General features: G+C 61.6%; 13 protein-coding genes. 10 read left to right on the top strand and 3 right to left on the bottom strand.

The window, feature by feature from the left end; genetic code table 11:
- Positions 1 to 218 precede the first annotated feature (218 nt).
- The gene (locus EGJ22_RS23375) at positions 219 to 1,595 is read right to left on the bottom strand and encodes a glutamine synthetase family protein (protein WP_009681720.1); all 1,377 of its coding nucleotides are present in this window, start codon (positions 1,593 to 1,595) and stop codon (positions 219 to 221) included.
- A gap of 338 nt (positions 1,596 to 1,933) precedes the next feature.
- Complete coding sequence (locus EGJ22_RS23370; RefSeq protein WP_236183218.1) at positions 1,934 to 2,128, bottom strand: hypothetical protein; 195 nt, start codon at positions 2,126 to 2,128, stop codon at positions 1,934 to 1,936.
- A gap of 41 nt (positions 2,129 to 2,169) precedes the next feature.
- Here EGJ22_RS23370 and EGJ22_RS23365 point away from each other — a divergent pair, with 41 nt between their 5' ends.
- From EGJ22_RS23365 to EGJ22_RS23335, 7 genes are all read left to right on the top strand, one after another.
- Positions 2,170 to 3,528: a glutamine synthetase family protein gene (locus tag EGJ22_RS23365; RefSeq protein WP_009681719.1), complete on the top strand. Its 1,359-nt coding sequence runs from the start codon at positions 2,170 to 2,172 to the stop codon at positions 3,526 to 3,528.
- Positions 3,529 to 3,576: 48 nt separating this feature from the next.
- Complete coding sequence (locus EGJ22_RS23360) at positions 3,577 to 4,938, top strand: aspartate aminotransferase family protein (RefSeq protein ID WP_029887933.1); 1,362 nt, start codon at positions 3,577 to 3,579, stop codon at positions 4,936 to 4,938.
- A gap of 169 nt (positions 4,939 to 5,107) precedes the next feature.
- Positions 5,108 to 6,205 carry a polyamine ABC transporter substrate-binding protein gene (locus tag EGJ22_RS23355; RefSeq protein WP_029887934.1) on the top strand — a complete coding sequence of 366 codons (1,098 nt, stop codon included), beginning with the start codon at positions 5,108 to 5,110 and terminating at the stop codon, positions 6,203 to 6,205.
- Positions 6,206 to 6,364: 159 nt separating this feature from the next.
- Positions 6,365 to 7,459 (top strand): polyamine ABC transporter substrate-binding protein, encoded by a 1,095-nt coding sequence (locus EGJ22_RS23350; RefSeq protein ID WP_029887935.1) that lies wholly within the window; start codon positions 6,365 to 6,367, stop codon positions 7,457 to 7,459.
- A gap of 71 nt (positions 7,460 to 7,530) precedes the next feature.
- Positions 7,531 to 8,673 carry a polyamine ABC transporter ATP-binding protein gene (potA, locus tag EGJ22_RS23345; RefSeq protein WP_009681715.1) on the top strand — a complete coding sequence of 381 codons (1,143 nt, stop codon included), beginning with the start codon at positions 7,531 to 7,533 and terminating at the stop codon, positions 8,671 to 8,673.
- On the top strand, positions 8,670 to 9,590 hold the full coding sequence (locus EGJ22_RS23340; protein ID WP_009681714.1) for an ABC transporter permease subunit: 921 nt from the start codon (positions 8,670 to 8,672) through the stop codon (positions 9,588 to 9,590). Before potA ends, EGJ22_RS23340 begins: the two co-directional genes overlap by 4 nt.
- The gene (locus tag EGJ22_RS23335) at positions 9,587 to 10,480 is read left to right on the top strand and encodes an ABC transporter permease subunit (protein ID WP_029887936.1); all 894 of its coding nucleotides are present in this window, start codon (positions 9,587 to 9,589) and stop codon (positions 10,478 to 10,480) included. The genes EGJ22_RS23340 and EGJ22_RS23335 overlap by 4 nt, the downstream gene beginning before the upstream one ends.
- A 105-nt stretch (positions 10,481 to 10,585) precedes the next feature.
- On the opposite strand, the gene EGJ22_RS23330 is transcribed toward EGJ22_RS23335, so the two are convergent.
- Positions 10,586 to 11,041 (bottom strand): transposase, encoded by a 456-nt coding sequence (locus EGJ22_RS23330; protein ID WP_029887937.1) that lies wholly within the window; start codon positions 11,039 to 11,041, stop codon positions 10,586 to 10,588.
- A gap of 314 nt (positions 11,042 to 11,355) precedes the next feature.
- Here EGJ22_RS23330 and EGJ22_RS23320 point away from each other — a divergent pair, with 314 nt between their 5' ends.
- From EGJ22_RS23320 to EGJ22_RS23310, 3 genes are read left to right on the top strand one after another with little or no spacing between them, the layout of a single operon-like run.
- On the top strand, positions 11,356 to 12,444 hold the full coding sequence (locus EGJ22_RS23320) for an efflux RND transporter periplasmic adaptor subunit (RefSeq protein WP_029887456.1): 1,089 nt from the start codon (positions 11,356 to 11,358) through the stop codon (positions 12,442 to 12,444).
- A complete protein-coding gene (locus EGJ22_RS23315; protein ID WP_029887457.1) occupies positions 12,441 to 13,508 on the top strand; it encodes an efflux RND transporter periplasmic adaptor subunit in 1,068 nt (355 codons plus the stop codon). The genes EGJ22_RS23320 and EGJ22_RS23315 overlap by 4 nt, the downstream gene beginning before the upstream one ends.
- Positions 13,505 to 16,558: an efflux RND transporter permease subunit gene (locus EGJ22_RS23310; protein ID WP_064314323.1), complete on the top strand. Its 3,054-nt coding sequence runs from the start codon at positions 13,505 to 13,507 to the stop codon at positions 16,556 to 16,558. Before EGJ22_RS23315 ends, EGJ22_RS23310 begins: the two co-directional genes overlap by 4 nt.
- Positions 16,559 to 16,726 lie beyond the last annotated feature (168 nt).

Raw genomic sequence — 16,726 nt, 5'->3', positions numbered from 1 at the left:
CCCACAGGAATAATTGGCCCGAAACAAACGTAGGAGCGAGCGCAGCTCGCGATGCGCCGCGCGGGCGGCGCTCGCTCCAACAGGCGCTGCCATCCCTTGTGGCAAACACCTGTCAGCCCTAAGGCGATCCCTGTGGGAGCTGGCTTGCCGGCGATAGGGCCGCAAAGCCGCCCCGGCAATCTCAGCGTGTACAGAACATCTTGGCGGCGGCGTTTTGTTTACACGGTATGCAGGTACCAGTTGTACTCGAGGTCGGAGATCGAGTGTTCGAACTCCTCCAGCTCGCTCTCCTTGCACGCGACGAAGATGTCGATGTACTTCGGATCGATGTACTTGTTCAGAATCTCGCTGTCGTCCAGCTCACGCAGGGCATCGCGCAGGTTGTTCGGCAAGCTCTGCTCAAGTTGCTCGTACGAGTTGCCTTCGATCGGCGCACCTGGCTCGATCTGGTTGGTCAGGCCATGGTGCACGCCCGCCAGCACGGCAGCCATCATCAGGTACGGGTTGGCGTCGGCACCGGCTACGCGGTGCTCGATGCGCACAGCATCGGCCGAGCCGGTCGGTACGCGCAACGCCACGGTACGGTTGTCCAGGCCCCAGCTTGGCGCGTTCGGTACGTAGAACTGCGCACCGAAGCGGCGGTAGGAGTTGACGTTCGGGCAGAGGAACGCCATGGACGCTGGCAGGGTCTCGAGCACACCGCCGACAGCGTGACGTAGCGCGGCGTTCTGCTCGGGATCCTCGCTGGTGAAGATGTTGTTGCCATCTTTGTCCAGCACGGAAATGTGTACATGCAGGCCGTTGCCTGCCTGGCCCGGGTAGGGCTTGGCCATGAAGGTGGTGTCCATTTCATGGTCGTACGCAATGTTCTTGATCAAGCGCTTGAGCAGTACCGCGTAGTCGCAGGCCTTGAGCGGGTCTGGCACGTGGTGCAGGTTGACTTCGAACTGCGCCGGGGCGCTTTCCTTGACGATGGCGTCGGCCGGGATGCCTTGTTCCTTTGCGCCTTCGAGGATGTCCTGCAGGCAGTCGGCATATTCGTCGAGGTCGTCGATCAGGTACACCTGGGTCGACTGCGGGCGTTTGCCCGAGATTGGTGAGCGCGGTGGCTGTGGGCGGCCGTTCACGTTCTCCTGGTCGATCAGGTAGAACTCCAGCTCGAACGCGGCGCAGATGGTCAGGCCCATGTCGGTGAACTTGCTCACCACCTGGCGCAGCACTTCGCGCGGGTCGGCGAAGAACGGCTCGCCTTCCAGCTCGTGCATGGTCATCAGCAGCTGAGCAGTGGGGCGCTTTTGCCACGGTTCGTTACAGAGTGTGTCTGGGATCGGATAGCAGATGCGGTCGGCATCGCCGATATCCAGGCCCAGGCCAGTGCTTTCGACGGTGGAGCCGTTGATGTCGAGGGCGAAGAGGGAGGCCGGCAAGTTGATGCCTTTCTCGTAAACCTTGTGGAGGCTGGTGCGCTCTATGCGCTTGCCGCGCACCACACCATTCATATCTGCAATCAGAAGGTCAACGTAGAGAACCTCAGGATGTTCCTTAAGGAACGCGTTCGCTTCGTTAAGCTGAACGGCACGCGGGGGTACCGACATGATGCAACACCTTTGTTGTTAAAAATATCAATCAAGGGGGGCTTGCAAGACCAGTCAACCGAAAAGCCATACTGATGTCAAGCCAACCCCATGATGCCCTGAAATGGCCCATCTACGGCAGATTTGCTGCAAATCGGGGCATGGCATTATCCGCTATTTCCCCGGTAAAGAGCTATCTCAAGCGTGCCGTGTTTTATTTTTTACGCGGGTGTTGTGTAAAAAAATGAACAAGGCTAAGCTCGGTCTCAACCCAGAACACAATAATACGAGGGTCACATGGTCCGCTTGCCGCGACCTGAAAGCACTGCGTGCACAGTGCCATCGGGTACCTCCGCCGTTCATGCAAGCTGCGTCGCTGTTGCTGCCGCCCTGGCCGCAATAATTGACGTTTGGCGTTCCCGGACCTGCCCTCGCAGCGGCTTGCCGCCCTTCGTTTCATCTTCCTGCCTTTTGAACTCATTTCGGATACAGCTGATTTCAGTGTATCCACTGTGGCTCTGCGCGGGGGTTTTTGCTTTAGCAATCTTCTCCATCCAGAATCAAGTCGCGGACCACCTTACCTCCTGAGGTATTTATGAGTAACAACCTCGACCAGCTCACCGATTGGTTGAAAGAGCACAAGATCACCGAAGTCGAATGCATGATCAGTGACTTGACCGGCATCACGCGCGGCAAGATTTCGCCTACCAACAAATTCATTGCCGAAAAGGGCATGCGCCTGCCCGAGAGCGTGCTGCTGCAGACCGTGACCGGCGACTACGTCGACGACGACATCTATTACGAATTGCTCGACCCGGCCGACATCGACATGATCTGCCGCCCTGACGAGAACGCCGTGTTCCTCGTGCCGTGGGCCATCGAGCCCACCGCGCAGGTGATCCACGACACCTACGACAAGAAGGGCAACCCGGTCGAACTGTCGCCGCGCAACGTGCTGAAAAAAGTGCTCAAGCTCTACGCCGACAAAGGCTGGCAGCCGATCGTCGCGCCGGAAATGGAGTTTTACCTCACCAAGCGCAGTGAAGACCCGGACTTCCCGCTGCAGCCGCCGGTAGGCCGTTCCGGTCGCCCGGAAACCGGCCGACAGTCGTTCTCGATCGAAGCGGCGAACGAATTCGACCCGTTGTTCGAAGACGTGTACGACTGGTGCGAGCTGCAGCAACTGGACCTCGACACGCTGATCCACGAAGACGGCACGGCGCAGATGGAAATCAACTTCCGTCATGGCGACGCCCTGCACCTGGCCGACCAGATCCTGGTGTTCAAGCGCACCATGCGCGAAGCAGCGCTCAAGCACAACGTGGCGGCCACCTTCATGGCCAAGCCGATGACCGGCGAGCCGGGCAGTGCCATGCACCTGCACCAGAGCGTGGTCGACGTGGCCACGGGCAAGAACATCTTTAGCAATGCAGATGGCAGCATGAGCGAACTGTTCCTGCACCACATTGGCGGCTTGCAGAAGTTCATACCCGAGGCGCTGCCGCTGTTCGCCCCCAACGTCAATTCCTTCCGCCGCTTCCTGCCCGACACATCGGCGCCGGTCAACGTGGAGTGGGGCGAAGAAAACCGCACCGTCGGTTTGCGTGTACCGGATGCCGGCCCGCAGAGCCGCCGGGTCGAGAACCGCCTGCCGGGCGCTGACGCCAACCCCTATCTGGCCATCGCCGCCAGCCTCCTGTGTGGCTACATCGGCATGGTCGAAGGTATCGAAGCCAGCGCGCCGGTGCAGGGCCGTGGTTACGAACGGCGCAACCTGCGCCTGCCGCTGACCATCGAAGATGCCCTGGAGCGCATGGAGAACAGCCGCGCGCTGGTGCAGTACTTGGGCAAGAAATTCATTACCGGCTATGTCGCCACCAAGCGCGCCGAGCACGAGAACTTCAAACGTGTAATCAGCTCCTGGGAGCGTGAGTTCCTGCTGTTTGCTGTCTGATCAACCCTGGCGCCGCAGGTGCGCGGCGGCCGAAATACGGAGAAGCCCATGAGCGTCAACAACCCGCAAACCCGTGAATGGCAAGCCCTGAGCGGGGAGCATCACCTGGCACCTTTCAGTGACTACAAGCAGCTGAAAGAGAGGGGGCCACGCATCATCACCAAGGCTCAGGGTGTGCATTTGTGGGACAGCGAGGGGCACAAGATTCTCGATGGCATGGCCGGCCTGTGGTGCGTGGCCGTGGGCTATGGCCGCGAAGAGCTGGTGCAGGCGGCAGAGAAGCAGATGCGTGAACTGCCGTACTACAACCTGTTCTTCCAGACCGCCCACCCGCCGGCGCTGGAGCTGGCCAAGGCGATCACCGAGGTGGCGCCGCAAGGCATGACCCATGTGTTCTTCACCGGCTCCGGCTCCGAAGGCAACGACACAGTGCTGCGTATGGTCCGCCATTACTGGGCGCTGCAGGGCAAGCCGCAGAAGCAGACCATAATCAGCCGCATCAACGGTTACCACGGTTCGACCGTCGCCGGCGCGAGCCTGGGTGGCATGAGCGGCATGCACGAGCAGGGTGGCCTGCCGATTCCGGGCATCGTGCACATCCCGCAGCCGTACTGGTTCGGCGAAGGCGGCGACATGACGGCGGACGAATTCGGGGTGTGGGCTGCCGAACAGCTGGAGCAGAAAATTCTGGAGGTCGGCGAGGACAACGTTGCCGCCTTCATCGCCGAGCCCATCCAGGGGGCCGGCGGCGTGATCATCCCGCCTGAGACCTACTGGCCGAAAGTGAAGGAGATTCTGGCCCGTTACGACATCCTGTTCGTCGCCGACGAAGTGATCTGCGGTTTTGGCCGGACCGGCGAGTGGTTCGGTTCCGACTACTACGGGCTGCAGCCCGACCTGATGACCATCGCCAAGGGCCTGACCTCCGGGTACATCCCCATGGGGGGGGTGATCGTGCGGGACAGCGTCGCCAAGGTCATCAGCGAAGGGGGTGAGTTCAACCACGGTTTCACCTATTCGGGCCACCCGGTGGCCGCCGCCGTAGGCCTGGAAAACCTGCGCATCCTGCGCGACGAGCACATCGTCGAGAAGGCGCGCATGGAAGCGGCACCGTATTTGCAGAAGCGTTTGCGTGAGCTGCAGGACCACCCGCTGGTGGGCGAGGTACGCGGCCTGGGCCTGCTCGGCGCGATCGAGCTGGTGAAGGACAAGGCCACCCGCAGCCGTTACGAAGGCAAGGGTGTGGGCATGATCTGCCGCAACTTCTGTTTCGAAAACGGCCTGATCATGCGCGCCGTGGGTGACACCATGATCATCGCGCCGCCGCTGGTGATCAGCCATGTAGAGATTGATGAGCTGCTGGAAAAGGCGCGCAAATGCCTGGACCTGACACTCGAAGCGATTCGGTGAGCGTTTGCTAGGCTAGCGAAGTGACATTAAGTCGTTACCAGGCCCTGCTTTCCTTGATACAGGGCCCGGTAACTTGCCAGACTAGCGACTGTTTCAGTCGCCGCACGCTCTGCACCGTGGGTTCTGGCAGCTGAACGGAAGGCTAAACAAAAATTCTGGAGCATTACGCATGAAGAAAATGGGCAAGACGTTGCTGGCCGCCGCCCTGATGGGCGCCATGGCCTCCGCTGTTCAGGCTGAAGACAAGGTGTTGAACGTCTACAACTGGTCGGACTACATCGCTCCGGACACCATCGCCAAGTTCGAGAAACAGACAGGCATCAAGGTCAAGTACGACGTCTTCGACAGCAACGAAACCCTCGAGGCCAAGCTGCTGGCCGGCAAGTCGGGCTACGACATCGTGGTGCCGTCCAACAACTTCCTGGCCAAGCAGATCAAGGCTGGTGTGTACGAAGAGCTGGACCGCTCCAAGCTGCCGAACTGGAAAAACCTCGACCCCGACCTGCTCAAGGCCGTGGGCGATGCCAGTGACAAGGACAACAAGCACGCCTTCCCGTACATGTGGGGCTCGATCGGCATCGGCTACAACCCGGAGAAGGTCAAGGCCGCGCTGGGTGTCGACAAAATCGACTCGTGGGACGTGGTGTTCAAGCCAGAGAACATCGCCAAGCTCAAAAGCTGCGGCGTGAGCTTCCTCGACGCACCGACCGAAATGCTGCCGGCCGCGCTGCACTACCTGGGCCTGCCGAGCAACAGCACCAAGAAAGAAGACCTGAAGGCTGCCGAGGACCTGTTCCTCAAGATCCGCCCTTCGATCACCTACTTCCACTCGTCCAAGTACATTGGCGACATGGCCAACGGCAACATCTGCGTGGCCGTTGGCTACTCGGGTGACCTGGAGCAGTCCAAGGCCCGTGCTCATGAAGCCGGCGACAAGGTCAAAGTGGACTACGTGATTCCGAAAGAAGGCGCCGGTACCTTCTACGACATGGTCGCCATCCCCAAGGATGCCGAGCATAAAGACGCTGCCTACCAGTTCATGAACTTCCTGATGCAGCCGGAAATCATGGCTGAAATCACCAACGCCGTGCGCTTCCCGAACGGTAACCAGGCCGCGACCCCGTTGGTCGACAAGGACATCACCAGCGACCCGAGCATCTATCCGCCTGCCGAAGTGAAGAAGCAGCTGTACGCGATCGCAGCGCCTGATGCTTCGGTACAGCGTGTGATCACCCGCAGCTGGACCAAGATCAAATCGGGCAAATAAGCCCGGTGGCAGTACCTCCGGGCCGGTAAATGCCGGCCCAGAGGCTTTGAAAGGCAATTGTTCATTGCGGCATCGAAGCTGCGAAGGTAAGTTGCGCGCCGGTTTTGCGTGTGCGGCAGCATTGTCGCTACCCAGGCACTGATTGTGAGGACCACCCACTTGTCTATTTCTGTATTCCGCAAGGCCTTGCTGGCCGGCGCGGGCCTGACGCTGGCATGCAGCGTCCAAGCGGCGCCAACGGTGCACTTCTATAACTGGTCCGACTACATCGGCCCGACCACACTCGCGGACTTCGAGAAAGCCACGGGCATCAAGCCCGTGCAGGATGTATTCGACTCCAACGAAACCCTGGAAGGCAAGCTGCTGGCCGGTAATACCGGCTACGACGTGGTCGTGCCGTCCAACCATTTCCTCGGCAAGCAGATCAAGGCGGGCGCGTTCCAGAAGCTCGACAAGAGCCTGATGCCCAACTATTCGAACCTCGACCCGGCGCTGATGAAGCGCCTGGAAAAGAACGACCCGGGCAACCAGTACGCGGTCCCCTACCTGTGGGGCACCAACGGCATCGGCTACAACGTCGACAAGGTGAAAGCCGCCCTGGGCGTGGACACCATCGACTCGTGGGCCGTGCTGTTCGAGCCCGAGAACATGAAGAAGCTGTCCAAGTGCGGGGTAGCCTTCCTCGACTCGGCGGACGAAATGCTCCCGGCGGTGCTCAACTACATGGGCCTGAACCCCAACAGTACCAACCCCAAGGATTACGCCAAGGCCGAGCAGAAGCTGCTGGCCGTGCGCCCTTACGTGACCTACTTCCATTCGTCCAAGTACATCACCGACCTGGCCAATGGCGACATCTGCGTCGCGGCGGGCTTCTCGGGTGATGTGTTCCAGGCCAAGGCCCGCGCTGAAGAAGCGAAGAAGGGCGTGAACCTGGCTTACGCCATTCCCAAGGAAGGCGGCAACCTCTGGTTCGATGTACTGGCGATTCCCAAGGACGCCAAGAACGTCAAAGAGGCGCATGCCTTCATCAACTATTTGCTGAAACCTGAGGTTATCGCCCAGGTCAGTGATTACGTCGGTTACGCCAACCCGAACCCCAAGGCTGGCGACCTGATGGACCAGGCCGTGAGGACTGACGCCGCGGTTTACCCACCGCAGGAAGTGCTGGACAAGATGTTCGTCAATTCAGAGTTGCCACCCAAGGTGCAACGGCTGATGACCCGCAGCTGGACCAAGGTCAAGTCGGGCAAGTAACAATCCAGACCCGCGCCGGCGCCTGCCAGGCAGGCCGCGCGGGCACAAAAATCTTGTTGGGAGTTTCACTCATGGCAGTTGCCTCCGGTGCCTATAAAAAAGCCCTCGAGGGTGGCCAGCAACCCAAGCAGGTGCTGGTCAAGATCGACCGGGTCACGAAAAAATTCGACGAAACCGTAGCCGTGGACGATGTGTCCCTGGAAATCCGCAAGGGCGAGATCTTCGCCCTGCTCGGTGGCTCCGGTTCCGGCAAGTCCACCTTGCTGCGCATGCTGGCAGGCTTCGAACGCCCGACCGAAGGGCGGATCTACCTCGATGGCGTCGACATCACCGACATGCCGCCGTACGAGCGGCCGATCAACATGATGTTCCAGTCGTACGCCTTGTTCCCGCACATGAGCGTGGCGCAGAACATCGCCTTCGGCCTGCAGCAGGACAAAATGCCCAAGGCCGAGATCGACGCCCGCGTGGCCGAGATGCTCAAGCTGGTGCACATGACCCAGTACGCCAAGCGCAAGCCGCACCAGCTGTCTGGCGGCCAGCGCCAGCGCGTGGCCCTGGCCCGCTCGCTGGCCAAGCGCCCGAAGCTGCTGCTGCTTGACGAGCCAATGGGTGCGCTGGACAAGAAACTGCGCTCGCAGATGCAGCTGGAACTGGTCGAGATCATCGAGCGCGTGGGGGTGACCTGCGTGATGGTGACCCACGACCAGGAAGAGGCCATGACCATGGCCCAGCGCATCGCCATCATGCACCTGGGCTGGATTGCCCAGATCGGTTCGCCGGTCGATATCTACGAAACGCCTACCAGCCGCCTGGTGTGCGAGTTCATCGGCAACGTCAACCTGTTCGAAGGCGATGTGGTCGATGACGCCGAGGGCTACGCGATCATTGCCAGCCCGGAACTGGAGCGCAAGATCTACGTTGGCCACGGCATCACCACCTCGGTGGAAGACAAGCACATCACCTATGCCCTGCGCCCGGAGAAACTGCTGGTGACCACCAAGCAGCCGGAGTTCGAGCACAACTGGTCGCGTGGCAAGGTGCACGATATCGCCTACCTGGGTGGCCACTCGGTGTTCTACGTCGAGCTGCCCAGCGGCAAGGTGGTCCAGTCGTTCGTCGCCAACGCCGAGCGCCAAGGCGCGCGGCCGACCTGGGGCGATGAAGTGTATGTGTGGTGGGAAGACGACAGCGGCGTGGTACTGCGGTCATGAAACTGCGCAAGCTCAAGCGAGCCTTCCAGCGCATAACCCCGGAGGGGCGGCACCTGGTGATCGGCGTGCCGTTCATCTGGCTGTTCCTGTTCTTCATGCTGCCGTTCTTCATCGTGCTGAAGATCAGCTTCGCCGAAGCCGACGTGGCGATCCCGCCCTACACCGAGATCTACACCTACGTCGAAGACAAGATCCAGCTGGTCCTGAACCTGGCCAACTACGGCTTGCTCACCGAGGATGAGCTGTATATTTCCGCTTACCTGGGTTCGCTGAAAATGGCGTTCTTCAGCACCCTGCTGTGCCTGCTGATCGGCTACCCGATGGCCTACGCCATTGCCAACGCCAAGAAGGAAACGCAGACGGTCCTGCTGTTGCTGATCATGATGCCGACCTGGACGGCGATCCTGATCCGCGTCTACGCCTGGATGGGCATTCTCAGCAACAACGGGCTGCTCAATGGCTTCCTGATGTGGACGGGGCTGATCGACCAGCCGTTGCAGATCCTCAACACCAACCTGGCGGTGTACATCGGCGTGGTCTATTCGTACCTGCCGTTCATGATCCTGCCGCTGTTCGCCAACCTGGTGAAGCACGACCCGTCGCTGCTGGAGGCCGCTTCGGACTTGGGTTCGAGTACCTTCAACAGCTTCTGGAAGATCACCGTGCCGCTGTCGAAGAACGGCATCATCGCCGGCTGCATGCTGGTGTTCATCCCGGTGGTGGGCGAGTTCGTCATCCCCGAGCTGCTCGGCGGCCCGGAAACCCTGATGATCGGCAAGGTGCTGTGGCAAGAGTTCTTCAACAACCGTGACTGGCCGGTGGCTTCTGCCCTGGCGGTAGTGATGCTGGCGATCCTGATCGTGCCCATCCTGCTGTTCAACCGTAGCCAGGCCAAAGAGATGGAGGGCCGCGCATGAAACGCTTCAGTTTCTCCAAGCTGATGCTGGTGCTGGGCTTGCTGTTCATCTACCTGCCGATGCTGATCCTGGTGATCTACTCGTTCAACGCCTCCAAGCTGGTGACGGTGTGGGGCGGCTGGTCGGTGAAGTGGTATGTCGGCCTGCTCGACAACACCCAACTGATGGGTTCGGTGATGCGCTCGCTGGAAATTGCCTGCTACACGGCGGTGGCAGCGGTGGCGCTGGGTACCCTGGCCGCGTTCGTGCTGACCCGCGTCACCCGCTTCAAGGGCCGCACGCTGTTCGGCGGCCTGGTCACCGCACCGTTGGTAATGCCCGAGGTGATCACCGGCCTGTCGCTGTTGCTGCTGTTCGTAGCCATGGCGCAAATGATCGGCTGGCCGCAGGAGCGTGGCATCGTCACCATCTGGATCGCCCATACCACGTTCTGCGCTGCGTATGTGGCGGTAGTGGTATCGGCGCGCCTGCGTGAGCTGGACTTGTCGATCGAGGAAGCGGCGATGGACCTGGGTGCCAAGCCGTGGAAGGTCTTCTTCCTGATCACCATCCCGATGATCGCGCCATCGCTGGCGGCGGGCGGCATGATGTCGTTCGCGCTGTCGCTGGACGACCTGGTATTGGCCAGCTTCGTTTCCGGGCCTGGCTCGACCACCTTGCCGATGGAAGTGTTCTCGGCGGTGCGCCTGGGTGTGAAGCCCGAGATCAACGCCGTGGCCAGCCTGATTCTGCTGTCGGTGTCGCTGGTGACCTTCTTTGTCTGGTACTTCAGCCGCCGTGCCGAAGAGAACCGCCGCCGGGCGATTCAGCAGGCGATCGAAGAGGGTGCAGCAGCGAACGCTTCACAGCCGCAGGTCAAGCGCCCGACGCAAGTGGCGGCTTCGGCCTGATCCGGCCTTTTCGCGGGCTTGCCCGCTCCCACAGGTACAGCGAAGTCTCAGGGCCTGCGCTGTACCTGTGGGAGCGGGCAAGCCCGCGAAGGCCCCAGCACCGATTCAAAGCCATACCGCGTCCCAGTGTGGATAATCCCTGACACTCCGGACCAAGCCTGCCCTCAAGGGATTGGCGACGATGTAACGGGCCACATGGACCACATTGTCTTCCCGCCGCAGTGCATGGTCGTGGTACCCCGGCTGCCATATCGGCTTGTGCCTGACACCTGCCTTGCGCAAGGCAATGGCTGTGCGTGATTTGGATTTGCGCATCAGTGTCGCCAATGCCACTTCCTTCAGTTCGATCAACCAATGCAGATGGTCCGGCATCACTACCCAGGCCAATGACCGGCAGTCCTCGATGCCATCGGATACCCGCAGGTGTCTGACCACCAGGCGAGCGTGGTCGAAGTCATTGAACAGTGGCCGCCGCAGGTGAGTTTTGGTGGTCAGCATGTAAAGCCTGCCTGGCTCGGAAAAGCGCCCACGGCGCAGCAGATGGGATTCGGCTAACGGCATTGTGATCTTCCTTGAAGTTGAACCTCCCTTTGAAAGTAGTGGCTGAAGCGGGGTGGCCGGGTGGTTGGTGGTTTTTGGATATAACTGAAGCATGTGCTTGGCTGTGCCGGCCCTTTCGCGGGCACGCCCGCTCCTACAGGTACAGCGCAAGTCCCAGGGGCTGCGCTTTTCCGGTGGGAGCGGGCGTGCCCGCGAAGAGGCCGGCGCAAGCGCCGAAACTGCCGAACTGACCCCCGTCAGTGATGTTTATCGAACCCTGAACTACGCTGACAGTCGCATCCCACAAACCATTTGTGCGCAAGCAAGGAGCCTGCATGACGTTGATACGTCCGCTGTCGGTCGTTTGCCTGGGGCTGCTGTGCATGCTCGCCGGGTGTAGCAAGGAAGAGGTGCCTGAAACATTGCCGCGGGTGGGCGTGCAGCAGGTTCAACCCACCGATTTCGCCGCCAGGGTCACCCTGACCGGCGATGTACAGGCGCGGGTGCAGACGGACCTGTCGTTCCGTGTGGGGGGCAAGATCATTTCGCGCAGCGTCGATGTGGGTGACCACGTCAAGGCCAACCAGGTGCTCGCACGCCTGGACCCGAAAGACCTGCAGAACAACGTGAATTCGGCCAAGGCCGAGGTGTTTGCCGCGCAGGCGCGGGTCACCCAGACCCGCGCGGCCTTCGTGCGCCAGCAAAAACTGCTGCCCAAGGGCTACACCAGCAAAAGCGAATACGATGCCGCCGAAGCGGCGCTGCGTAGCAACCAGAGCGCGCTCAAGGCGGCCCAGGCGCAACTGGCCAGTGCCAATGAACAACTCGGCTACACCGCGCTGGTCTCCGAGGCCGCCGGGGTGATCACCGCGCGGCAGGCCGAAGTAGGCCAGGTGGTGCAGGCGACCATGCCGATCTTCAGCCTGGCCGTCGATGGCGACCGCGATGCCGTGTTCAATGTGTACGAATCCTTGCTGGTGGCACCGCCCGGCAACGCCGAGATACTCGTCCGCCTGCTGGACGACCCCAAGGTCCAGGCGCGCGGCGTGATCCGCGAAATCACGCCCACCGTGTCGGCGCAAAGCGGCACGGTACAGGTCAAGGTGGCCCTGAAGGATGTACCCGCCGAAATGCAGCTGGGCGCGCCGGTGACGGCCAGCACCAGTACCGTGGGGCGGCCGAGCATCGAGCTGCCGTGGTCGGCCTTGACCAAGGCCCTGCACGCACCTGCCGTGTGGGTAGTGGGTGAGGGTGACAAGGTCGAACTGCGCAAGGTCGAAGTCGGCCGCTACCTGACTGGCAAGGTTGTCATCGCCAGCGGCTTGCAGGCGGGCGAAACCGTGGTGGTCAACGGCAGCCAGCTGTTGCACCCCGGCATGCAGGTGGAGAAGGTGGATGCCAAACGCCCAGGGGGTGAGCTATGACACGGCTGCTGCTGATACTGTCAGCCGGCATGCTGCTGGCTGCCTGCGAGGGTGACGAGCAAGCCCCAGAGCCGATCCGGCCGGTGCTGTCGGTGAAGGTCGAGCCGCAGGTGCAGACGCAACTGGGCCGCTTCGCTGGCAATATCGAGGCACGCTTCGAGAGCACCTTGGGCTTCCGCGTAGCCGGGCGCATTGCCCGGCGTTGGCTGGACGTGGGAGCCCAGGTCAAACCGGGCGATACCTTGGCCACCCTCGACCCCACCGACCAGCAGAACCAACTGCGTGCCGCCGAAGGCGACCTGGCCAGGGTGCAGGCGCAATGGATCAATGCCCAGGCCGATGCCCGTCGCCAGCAACAGCTGTACGACCGTGGGGTGGGTGCCCAGGCGCAGCTGGATGTCGCCCAGACCAACCTGAAAACCACCAGCGCGACGCTGGAGCAGGCGCGCGCCTCTGTCAGCCAGGCCCGTGACCAGCTCGGCTACAGCACCCTGCGTAGCGACCATGCAGCGGTCATCACGGCCTGGCAGGCCGAGGCCGGGCAGACGGTCACCGCCGGGCAGGCCGTGGTGACCCTGGCCCGGCCTGATGTGAAGGAGGCGGTGATCGACTTGCCGATCAGCCTGGCAGAGCAACTGGGCAAAGGGCTGACCTTCACCGTCGCTTCGCAACTCGACCCGACCATCAATACCACCGCTACCCTGCGCGAGCTGGAGCCGCAGGCCGACCCCACGACCCGTACCCGCCGTGCGCGCCTGACCTTGGCAAACACCCCGGCAGCCTTCCACTTGGGCACCGCGGTCAGTGTGACGCTGACCTCGCAAGTGTCGCCGCGCAGCGAGCTGCCCTTGAGTGCCTTGCTCGAACGCGACGGCAAGACCCAGGTGTGGGTCATCGACACCCGGCAGAAAACGGTCGGCACCCGTGACGTGACCCTGATCGACCGTACTTCCGACAGCATCGTCGTGGCCTCTGGCGTGCAGCCTGGTGAACGTGTGGTGACTGCGGGCGTGAACAGCCTCAAGCCTGGCCAGAAGGTCGCTTTCGACGAGGATGCGCAATGAAAGGAAGCTTCAACCTGTCCGACTGGGCACTCAAGCATCAATCGTTCGTCTGGTACCTGATGTTCGTCGCCCTGTTGATGGGGATTTTTTCCTACTTCAACCTGGGCCGTGAAGAAGACCCGTCGTTCACCATCAAGACCATGGTCATCCAGACCCGCTGGCCCGGTGCGACCCAGGACGAGACCCTGTACCAGGTCACCGACCGTATCGAGAAGAAGCTCGAAGAACTCGACTCGCTCGACTACACCAAGAGCTATACCCGGCCGGGCGAATCCACGGTCTACGTGTACCTGCGTGATACCACCAAGGCCGAGGATATCCCGCAAATCTGGTACCAGGTGCGCAAGAAGATCCAGGACATCCGTGGCCAGTTCCCTGCTGGCATCCAGGGGCCTGGGTTCAACGACGAGTTCGGCGATGTGTTCGGTTCGATCTATGCCTTCACCGCCGACGGCCTTACCCTTCGCCAGCTGCGTGACTATGTGGAGCAGGCCCGTGCAGAAGTGCGCGATGTACCCAATATCGGCAAGATCGAGTTCATCGGCACCCAGGATGAAGTGCTGTACCTGAACTTCTCCACCCGCAAGCTGGCCGCCCTGGGCATTGACCAGCGCCAGGTGATGCAGGCCCTGCAAGCGCAGAACGCGGTCACCCCGGCGGGGGTGATAGAGGCCGGGCCAGAGCGCATCTCGGTGCGAACCTCCGGGCAGTTCGCCTCGGAAAAGGACCTGCAAACCGTCAACCTGAAGATCAATGACCGCTTCTTCCGCCTGGCCGATATTGCCGCTATAGAGCGCGGTTATGTCGACCCGCCTTCACCGATGTTCCGCTACAACGGCCAGACCGCCATTGGCCTGGCCATTGGCATGAAGGCCGGCGGCAACGTGCAGGCGTTCGGCGCCGCACTGAAAAAACGCATGGACCAGGTGATCCAGGACCTGCCGATAGGCGTTGGCGTGCACACCGTGTCGGACCAAGCCGTGGTCGTCAAGAAGGCGGTTGGCGGCTTCACCAGCGCGTTGTTCGAAGCGGTGGTGATCGTGCTGGCGGTAAGCTTTGTCAGCCTAGGCATGCGCGCGGGGCTGGTGGTGGCCTGCTCGATACCCTTGGTGCTGGCGATGGTGTTCGTGTTCATGGAATACAGCGGTATCACCATGCAGCGGATTTCGCTGGGCGCGCTGATCATTGCCCTGGGCTTGCTGGTGGACGATGCGATGATCACCGTGGAGGTCATGGTCACCCGGCTGGAAATGGGCGACAGCAAGGAGCAGGCGGCCACGTTCGCCTACACCTCAACGGCCTTCCCGATGCTTACCGGTACCCTGGTCACGGTGGCCGGCTTCGTGCCGATCGGCCTTAACGCCAGTTCCGCAGGCGAGTACACCTTCACCTTGTTCGCCGTAATCGCCGTGGCCTTGCTGGTGTCCTGGGTGGTGGCAGTGTTCTTCGCCCCGGTGCTGGGGGTGCACATTCTGAGCAGCAGCAAGGTCAAGGCTCACGAAGCCAAGCCTGGGCGCGTGGCCAGGGCGTTCGAGGGTGGGCTGCTGTGGTGCATGCGCCATCGCTGGCTGACCATCATCGGTACCATCCTGCTATTTGCCCTGGCGCTGTTCAGCATGCGCTTCGTGCAGAACCAGTTCTTCCCCGCGTCGGACCGCCCGGAGATCCTGGTCGACCTGAACCTGCCGCAGAACGCTTCTATCGAGGAGACGCGCAAGGTAGTCGACCGCTTCGAGGCGCGCCTCAAGGACGACCCGGACCTGGTGCACTGGAGCACCTACATCGGCCAGGGCGCCGTGCGGTTCTACCTGCCGCTCGACCAGCAGTTGCAAAACCCGTATTACGCCCAGCTGGTGATTGTCAGCAAGGGCCTGGAAGAGCGCCAGGGCATGATCGAGCGCTTGCAGAAAATCCTGCATGAAGAGTTCGTCGGCATCGGCACCAACGTGCAATCGCTGGAAATGGGTCCACCGGTGGGGCGGCCGATCCAGTACCGTGTCAGCGGCACCAGTATCGACGAGGTGCGCAAGCACGCCATCGACCTGGCGACCTTGCTCAACCAGAACCGCAACATAGGCGAGATGATCTACGACTGGAACGAGCCTGGCAAAGTACTGCGCGTGGACATTGCCCAGGACAAGGCGCGCCAGTTGGGGCTGTCGTCGGAAGATGTGGCCAACGTGATGAACAGCATCGTCAGCGGTGTGCAGATCACCCAGGTCAACGACAGCATCTACCTGATCGACGTGGTCGCGCGTGCCGAGGACAGCGAGCGTGGTTCGCCCGATACCCTGCAGAACCTGCAGATCCTGACCTCCAACGGCACCTCGATTCCGCTGCTGTCGTTTGCCACCGTGCGCTACGAGCTGGAACAGCCGCTGGTATGGCGGCGAGACCGCAAGCCAACCATCACCATCAAGGCCTCGGTCAACGGCGAAATTCAACCCACCGACCTGGTGGCGCAACTGAAGCCGAAAATCGACGAGTTCGCCAGCAAACTGCCGGTAGGTTACGAAGTGGCCACGGGCGGTACCGTGGAGGAGAGCGGCAAGGCCCAAGGGCCGATCGCCAAGGTCATCCCGCTGATGCTGTTCCTCATGGCCACGTTCCTGATGATCCAGCTGCACAGCGTGCAGAAGCTGTTCCTGGTGATCAGCGTGGCGCCATTGGGGCTGATCGGCGTGGTGCTGGCGCTGGTGCCTACCGGTACGCCAATGGGCTTTGTAGCGATTCTCGGCATCCTTGCGCTCGCCGGTATCATCATCCGCAACTCGGTGATTCTGGTTACCCAGATCGATGAGTTCGAGGCGCAGGGCTATGCCCCTTGGGACGCGGTGGTGGAGGCCACCAACCACCGTCGCCGGCCGATCCTGCTGACGGCAGCCGCAGCGAGCCTGGGCATGATCCCGATTGCACGTGAAGTGTTCTGGGGGCCGATGGCCTACGCCATGATTGGCGGCATCATCAGTGCAACGCTGCTGACGCTGCTGTTCCTGCCGGCCTTGTACGTGGCCTGGTACAAAATCCGCGAGCCACAGAAGCAAAACTGAAGGCTCAAGGCTCTATCGCCGGCCAGCCAGCTCCCACAGGGATCGCCTCAGGGCTGACAGGTGTTTGCCACAAGGTATGGCAGCGCCTGTGAGAGCGAGCGCCGCCCGCGCGGCGCAATCGCGAGCTGCGCTCGCTCCTACGTTTGTTTCGGGCCAGTAACGCCTGTG

It is taken from the genome of Pseudomonas sp. p99-361 (assembly GCF_003935475.1).
GTDB classification, from domain to species: Bacteria; Pseudomonadota; Gammaproteobacteria; order Pseudomonadales; family Pseudomonadaceae; genus Aquipseudomonas; species Aquipseudomonas juntendi.
Note: the sequence above shows the minus strand (reverse complement) of the source record. Positions and strands in the feature narration are given on the sequence as shown.